Source organism: Candidatus Omnitrophota bacterium (assembly GCA_013791745.1).
GTDB lineage: Bacteria > CG03 > CG03 > CG03 > CG03 > CG03.
On sequence record VMTH01000157.1, the window covers coordinates 1 to 7,431 of the forward strand.

5 protein-coding genes are annotated in these 7,431 nt (G+C 51.5%); 4 read left to right on the top strand and 1 reads right to left on the bottom strand.

The features are described from left to right. The 4 genes from FP827_07630 to FP827_07645 all read left to right on the top strand — a co-directional run. On the top strand, positions 1-292 hold a 292-nt coding region (locus FP827_07630), incomplete at its 5' end, for a DUF4159 domain-containing protein (GenBank protein MBA3052937.1). 172 nt (positions 293-464) lie between these two features. After that, complete coding sequence (locus tag FP827_07635; protein ID MBA3052938.1) at positions 465-2,483, top strand: hypothetical protein; 2,019 nt, start codon at positions 465-467, stop codon at positions 2,481-2,483. Beyond that, positions 2,480-5,635 carry a DUF4175 family protein gene (locus FP827_07640; GenBank protein MBA3052939.1) on the top strand — a complete coding sequence of 1,052 codons (3,156 nt, stop codon included), beginning with the start codon at positions 2,480-2,482 and terminating at the stop codon, positions 5,633-5,635. Before FP827_07635 ends, FP827_07640 begins: the two co-directional genes overlap by 4 nt. Positions 5,636-5,676: 41 nt before the next feature. Further along, positions 5,677-6,789, top strand: a complete 1,113-nt coding sequence (locus FP827_07645) for an iron-containing alcohol dehydrogenase (protein MBA3052940.1) — start codon at positions 5,677-5,679, stop codon at positions 6,787-6,789. 83 nt (positions 6,790-6,872) lie between these two features. On the opposite strand, the gene FP827_07650 is transcribed toward FP827_07645, so the two are convergent. Next, positions 6,873-7,431 (bottom strand): N-glycosylase/DNA lyase (locus FP827_07650; protein MBA3052941.1); only part of this gene is annotated, 559 nt, incomplete at its 5' end.

Sequence of the window (7,431 nt, forward strand, 5' to 3'; positions counted from 1 at the left end):
TCTTCCGCTCTCATCCCTGGCCCATGCGCCGAAAATATCGTTCCGCGAATATACGATCACCCAGCGCCCGTACGGGCGCTGGGTGATCGTATATTCGCGGAACGATATTTTCGGCGCATGGGCCAGGGATGAGAGCGGAAGATTTATTTACAGCTGTTATCCCGGAGGCGAAGCTCAGCGGCTGGAGGCCGTGAAAATCACGGTGAATATCGTGATGTATTCGCTGACCGGCACCTATAAAAAAGACATCATACACAGGGATTTTATAGAGAGGAAACTGAAATCATGGTAACCGGGTTGAAATTGTACAGCAAGTGCCTCAGATGGCAGCCGGAGCTGAAAGTCCGCTGTGGCGGGCGGGCCATATGAGTGAGGGGTTTTGCATAGCGCCCGATACGAATTGGCAGCGAACCGCATACGTGAGCGGCCGTCTACGGGTGCCATCTGAGGCGCTTGTTTTATAAATGATTGAAGATCTGACTCTTGTATTTTTCGCGCTGCTGGCCTATCTGACGATACGCCGCCGCAGAGCTTTTTACAGGCTCGCGGCGCTCGCGGTTGTTTTCTTTCTCATCGCCAATCCCGCGATCAGAAAAAAGAGCAGCGCGCCCGCCCCTGTTTTGGCCGTTTGCCTTGATACTTCATTGAGTATGGCTGTTGAAAACGGCAGGTCTTCCCGGCTTGAGGCGGCGAAGGGAGCGCTGCGGAGAGAATTGCCGGATCTTAAGAAGAAATTCAAGCTGTTATTTTACACATTTGATTCCGAGCCGTGCCTTCTCGAGGAAAGCGCGTTTTTCAATTCCCGCGCCTCCGGCGGCTCCTCGCTTATCTCCCGTAGCGCTTCTGAAATAACAGCATCTTTGCCGGAAGGCGGCTCCATGCTCCTTCTTTCCGACGGCAGAGACACGGCGGGCGAGTCCTGTTATTTTTCAAAACCGGTGCACTCCGCAGGGTTCGGACAGCTTCTTGAGGATGACATGTCGGTCAAAATACTGGAGTATCCCGAAAAGGTGTTTCAGGGCGCCGTTTCAAAAGCGCGTGTGCGCGTGGAGCGCCCTCCCGGCCGCTTCCAGGCGCGCATAAGAATAGGCCGCCCGGGGGAGAAAGCCGGCGAAAAGCCGGTCGTTTTTTCGGAAGGTGAAACTGTCAAAGATATCGATGTTGAGTTTATTCCGGGTGAGGCGGGGGATAATATCAGGTATAACGTTGAGCTTCTGCCTTCCGACACTAATCCCGGGAACAACTCCGATTTTTTCAGAGTGTCTGTTTTCAAATCGCTGATAAAAGTTCTTTTTATAAGCGGCCGGCCAGGCTGGGAATACAGCAATCTGCGGGCGCTGATAAAATCCGACAAGAGGATAGACCTCACCTCTTTCGTGATACTGAGAAACCCTTCGGATTATGTCCCTTTCCCCGACAACAAACTTTCTCTTATCCCTTTTCCCGTGCGGGAAATCTTTTTAAACGATATCACGAATTACGATCTTGTGATACTCCTTAATTTCGATTACACAAAATTCATAAGCCCCGATTATCTCTCGATGCTCCTGCGCCATATTAGATCAGGGGGGGCTCTTATGCTCATAGGCGGAGAAGATCTTTTCAGTAACGGGAATTATTTTAAAAGCCCGCTCGGGGAGATTCTTCCGGTCAAAGAGCTCCCGGGCGGATCTTTCGGCGAAGAAAATTTTTTTCTCAGGGCCTCTCCCGCCCATCCCGTCACTTCCCTCATTTCCGGTATTTCCGCATCCGGAGATGTGCCGCTCAAGGGCATGTCTCCCGCCTTGGGGCTCGCGCCTGATGCGCAGAGTATTCTGACAACTTCCGGCGGCGACCCTGTTGCCGCCGTCAGGGACTGCGGGAAGGGCCGGATCATGACGCTTTTGACAAACAGCCTCTGGCGCCTTTTTTTCGCGGGCCCGGAAACGTCGTATTTTTACCAGGAATTCTTTAAGAATTCTTTCGCGTGGCTGACGCGGTCTCCCCTGCTTGATGAGATAAGTCTTTCGGGCAGAAAGAATTATAAAATCGGAGAGGACTTGCTTTTGCGGATACAGTTGAGGAACGCGTTGAATTCCGGCGTCACTGTCCGGCATGTCGCGCCCGGGGGACAATCTTATCTTCCGCCGGTTATGGTGTCGCCGGGCGTTTTTGCGGTGAAAAAGATAATAGAGGAGTCCGGCCCGCACAGCGTCAGGGTATCCGTTTCGGGTGAGAGGGGTGTGCGCGCGGAAAAGGTTTTCTCATTCACTGTCACGGAAAAAAGCATAGAAGAAGAAAACACTTTCGCCAAACATTCTCATCTGCATGAGATCTCGCGCCTTTCGCTCGGAAAATATCTGGGCAGCGATTCATTCCGCGCCGCGGATATTCCCGCGCCCGTTGACGATTCGCTCTTTTACCGTCCGGCGATGAAAAATTATTATCTGATCTTTACCGCTCTGTTCTTCGTGTGGCTGTGGTTTAAGGACAACACGCGATGATAAATGATGATTTCCTGAGGAGGCTGGGCGTTCTGCACGGAGTGCGCGTAATGGCCGCTTTGGCCAATTGTCTTTTGATAAGATTGGCCTCGTTCGCGGCGGGCTTTGCCGTTTTTTCACTCGCTGATCTTGTCTTCCCCATGAGTTTCCGTATAAGGAGCTTTGTGCTGATATTTTTCGGCGTTTACTTTATGGTGAGACTGTCCACGGGTTTGATTGAAATTTTTAGCTCCGCCCGCGAGAAAAGCGCCCGGGCCGCAGGGGATGATGTGCTTAGGGCCTGGGATCTTTCGGTGAGCAGGGAAAAACTCTCCGGGCTCGGTATTTCGCGGGAGCTTATAGACGAGGAAATCAAAACTGCCGCGAAAATTGTGAAAGATATCCGGCTGTTGTCATTTGTGTCGTTGAATCCGAAAGCCGTCCTTGCCATGATAGCGGCGGGCTCTGTGTTGTTTTTTAACTCTGTTTCCGCGAGGAGAGTGATTGTTCCGCGCGGAGATGATATAAAAAGCTATCTGTCTGTCGAAATGGAGAAAACCGCCGTCAAGGGCGAGCCTTGGGAACTGATTGCGCGCGCGACCCCCGGGGCGAGACCGCGGGCTATGTTTTTGTTCCCTTCTTCGACATGGGTGGAAAGGAAGCTCGGGGGCTGCGAGGGTCTGTTTTCTTTCAGGATAGAAAAGTGTCTCGTGCCTTTTAAGATCAGGTTCCGGTGGAAAAATATATATTCGGAGGTTTATGATATCAAGCTTCTTGAAAGGCCAAGAGTCCTTTGGCGGAAAATCAAGATCAATTACCCCGCTTATCTGAACCTGCCGGAGGATGAGAGTTCTTTCGGCGGTTTTGCCGCTTTTCCGGGCACCGTGGCGGAGCTGATAATAAAATCGTCGCAAAAACTTGAAAGCGCCTCTATTACCGCTGTTTTTGAAGGGAAGGAAAAGAAAATAAAAATGGCTGTATCGGGGGATCAGGCAAAAGGATCCTTCACGGCATCCGGCGCCGGGCACTGGAAGGTAGAGCTCCTCTCACGCGATGGGCTCGTCTCTTCGGGAACGGTTGTGTGGAAGGTGGACGCGGCCGAGGACAGCCCGCCGTCGGCATATATATTGAGCCCCGGAGAGGACCTGATAATAAATGAGAGTTTTTCCGGCATTGATATCGCCTGGCTCGCCGAAGATGATTTCGGCGTCAAGGAGGTGATGTTCTACTCTTCAAAAAACGGCGGCCCCCCCGTAAAAACAATGATCTTTAACAGTTATGCCAAAACGTCCCGCGGAAAATGGGATTGGAAACTTTCGCAGGTCATGGCGGCGGCGGATGTGATGGAGTACTGGATTGCCGCCCTGGATGCATCCGGAGCGCGAGGCGAGAGCCGGCGTTTCACCGTTACATTAAAGGATTTTCTGCACACGCACAGGGAAAATATGAGAGGCGAGGAGGCGTTAAAGGAAAACATTTTCGCCCTTTATCAGAAGCAGGCGGAATTGAATATTAACCGCGAGGCCCTTAGCGCCGATGAGATCGCGCGCCGGCAGAGAGAAGTCGAGAATAAACTGCTCTCTCTTTCCGAGGAGGCTGCATTAACCGCCGCGCGCGCGGAAAAAGACCCTCTTTACAGCAGCTATTACAGCGCTGAATACAGGGGATTGAGCAAAGCTCTGGACGGGCTGGCCGCTGATGCCCGCCGAGCGCAGGACGAATTGAAAGCGGGGGATAAGAAAGGCGCCTTTGATACGCAGGATGACATCGCGGAGTCTCTGGAAAAACTTTCCGCTTTCAGCGAAGAACTTTTTAAAAGAAGTTCGATGGATAATATGGGAAACATAGCCCGCGAATCATCCGAAGTGGCGGATAAACTGAATGATTTTCTCGGCTCATCCGCCCCCGATGAAGAAATGCTGAAAGAGTTAAGGTCACTGACGGAAAAAATTGGCCAGCTCATGAGAGAGCTGGCCGAAACAGTTAAGAACATGCCGCAGAATCTGCCGGAGGAATTCGTGAATTCCGATTCAGTCAAATCCATGGATTTCAATTCCGTCGAGAATTCTGTTTCAGGACTCAAAGAGGCGCTTTCTTCAGGCGACATCACTTCGGCCGTTGAACACGCGAAGGCGCTCCTTAAAAGTTTGAGCGGTATCAGGAAGAATCTTGAAGCGGGTTTTTCTTCTGTCGAAGCCCCGTCGCTCCCCCGGAAAGAAAAAGACACGGCGCTGGCGGAAATAATAAGCGGCGAGGAAAAGATAATCGCAAGCAGTGAAGCGCTGCTCGCGCGGGGCCGGGACAGGCTGAAAGAGATCTCCGCCCGCAGAGCGCGGGAGCTGAGGGGCCGCGCTGACGGGGTTAAAAATTCCGCCGCGCGCCTGCTGAACGACAGAAACAAATTGTTCGCTAAAGAGGCCGCGCGGCTTTCGCAGGGCCTTTATAATTTCAACAGAAATGTTTCGGATTTCGCTGAAAGATTTATGGATAAGGGTTTTGATTTTGAAAGGCCTCTTGAAGATGCCCAAAAACAGCTCCGGGCGCTGGCGGCCATGGATATCAGCAGTTCAACAGCGAATATACTGAGCGAAGCGCGGGATGAGATAAGGGATTTTTTTGATATTTATTCCGATACCGCCGCCCGGACTCTGAATCAGGATGAGATGGAATACGCTATGGAAATATCGTCGGCGCAGACGGCTCTTGCCGGGCGCGCGGCGGCTCTTGAAAAAAAGATGCGCGAGTACTCAAGGCAGAGCGCCCAGTTTCCTTCCGCTATCGCGGGAAATGTCAGAGCCGCCCGCAGAGAGATGATTTCCGCCGCATCTTCCCTGAAGGCGGGCCTGCCGGCGGATTCTCTGGCCTTTCAGGAAAGGGCGCTCTATCAGCTCAAAAAAGCCCAGAAGGGAATGGATGATTTTGAATTCAACCCGCAGTCTGAACCCGGCGGCTCATCCATGCCCTCATTTTTTCCTTCTTCAGGCGGGAAGGGAGATTCTCCGGGGCAATCTTCTCCCGGCGCGGGGTTTAAGCAATATGATTTTAACATTCCCCGTTCTCTGCGGCCCGGTTATGACGCTGAGGGCGAGATCATCAATGACGCTATGCGCGGCGAGCGTCCGCTCAAATACCAAGATATGCTCAAAGAATATTATGAGCAGCTCCTGAAATAAAAAAGTGGTCGGCATCATTTTTATTTGGTAAAATAACTTCTATGGAAAAAATCGGAATAATAACATTTCACGGGCCGAAGTTTGTTTTTTTCGGGTCCGGCGCGGCGCAGCGTATCCCGCGCGGAAACGCCGTGGTGAGTCCCTCGGTATACAGGCATTTTCCGGCGCTGATTAAAAACATTGACCCGGATCCTGTTTTGTTTTCCCGTGCGTCCTCAACCGGCGAGCCCTGCGAAGAAGACATTTTAAAGCTTGCCGGGGTTTTGAGAAAAAAAATAAAATCTTCTCCGGAGCTGCCCGTGATAGCCGTCGGCGGCGGCTCTGTCATAGACGGGGTGAAACTCGCTCTGTGCGTAGCGGCTTGTCCGGGGCTGACTTTTGAAAAAATTTATAATGAAGGCATTCCCTGCGGAAACTATCCCCGGCTGATCGCCGCGGAAACTACATCCGGCACCGGTACAGCTGTTACGAGCGTGGCCGTTGTGACAAAAAAAGACAATGTTAAAAGGGGCGTCGTCTCGCCGTATCTTATACCTGATGAGGCTTATTATGACAGCGATTTTATAGCGTCTTTGCCCGCGGATGTTTTCGCTTCATCCGCCATGGACGCTCTGACCCATGCCGTTGAGGCCTATGTTTCAACCATAGAGAATATCCCCGCGGACACAATGGCTCTTAAAGCTGCGGAGATGTTAGGGAAAAACGTGCTTGCCGGCTATAAAGGTTCCGCCGAAGCGCGCGAACAGGCGCATTGCGGAAACATGATGGCAGGGCAGGCTTTCTCAAACGCCAGGCTGGGCCTCTGCCACGCTCTCGCGCACTCCATAGGCGGGCGTTTCGGCGTCGCTCACGGCAGAATAAACGCTATTCTTCTCCCCTCGGTGATAGATTACAATTTTCCCGAAGCCTTTGAAAAATATGACAGGATAGCGTCTTCTCTGGCTATAGCGCACGGAGGTCTGGCGGAATATATAAGAGAACTCAACTCAAAAATGGGGATAGACAATTCGCTGTCTTTTCTGGGCGCGAAATTTGAAGCTATGATAGATGATATAGCCGCCGAAGCCGCAGTGTCTTCCCTTATGGCGGTCAATCCCCGGCCGGCTGATAACGGCAAAATCGCGGAATTTCTGCGGGTTTTATACAGCAAATAATGTAAAAGCGGGCAGGCTGCTTTTTGCGCAGGGTATCCGCGTAAGCGCTTCGGAAGACCGGTTCCGTAGGCGCGGGGGAAATTTTATTTGAAAACTTTTCCGGTTTCCTTGTACCAGAGCAGCAGATCCAGTTCCGCGGGAGGTATGTTCAGATCCTTCGCGAAGAGCATAAATAGTTTTTCGATCTCAAAATATTTTTTTTCATTAATTGACTCGGGGATTTCCTCTATAACTCCGAAAGTTTTAAGGTTCCGCAGGATGTGCCTGTCGAGTATGGCCAGATGTTCTCCTTTCCCTATGTTGCGCAGAAAATGGCTCGCTTCCTTGAAGCCGTAGCCCTTTATGTCTTTAATGAGGCGCTTTCGTAATTCCAGTGGATTGTTTTCCTGCTTGAGAAAATGCATTATTCCCGGCAGTTTTGATCTCGCTTCCAGTATATAGAGGGATTTATTGTTAGGGAAACGGACCTTCCGCAGCTCGGCGGCTACTTCTTCCTCCCCGCCTTTAAACAGCAGCCCCTTGTTTTTAAGTTCGCCGACCGCCGCCCAGCAGTAAACGGCTTTTGACTGGGGGGTAAGAAGGCAATAAACCATTTCTGAAAATATTTTTTCTTTGCTTCCGGATTCTCCTGTTCTGCTGAAA

Coding starts and splice junctions, on each gene's coding strand:
- FP827_07640 (MBA3052939.1), top strand. CDS start 2,480: ATGATAAATGATGATTTCCTGAGGAGGCTGGGCGTTCTGCACGGAGTG.
- FP827_07635 (MBA3052938.1), top strand. CDS start 465: ATGATTGAAGATCTGACTCTTGTATTTTTCGCGCTGCTGGCCTATCTG.
- FP827_07645 (MBA3052940.1), top strand. CDS start 5,677: ATGGAAAAAATCGGAATAATAACATTTCACGGGCCGAAGTTTGTTTTT.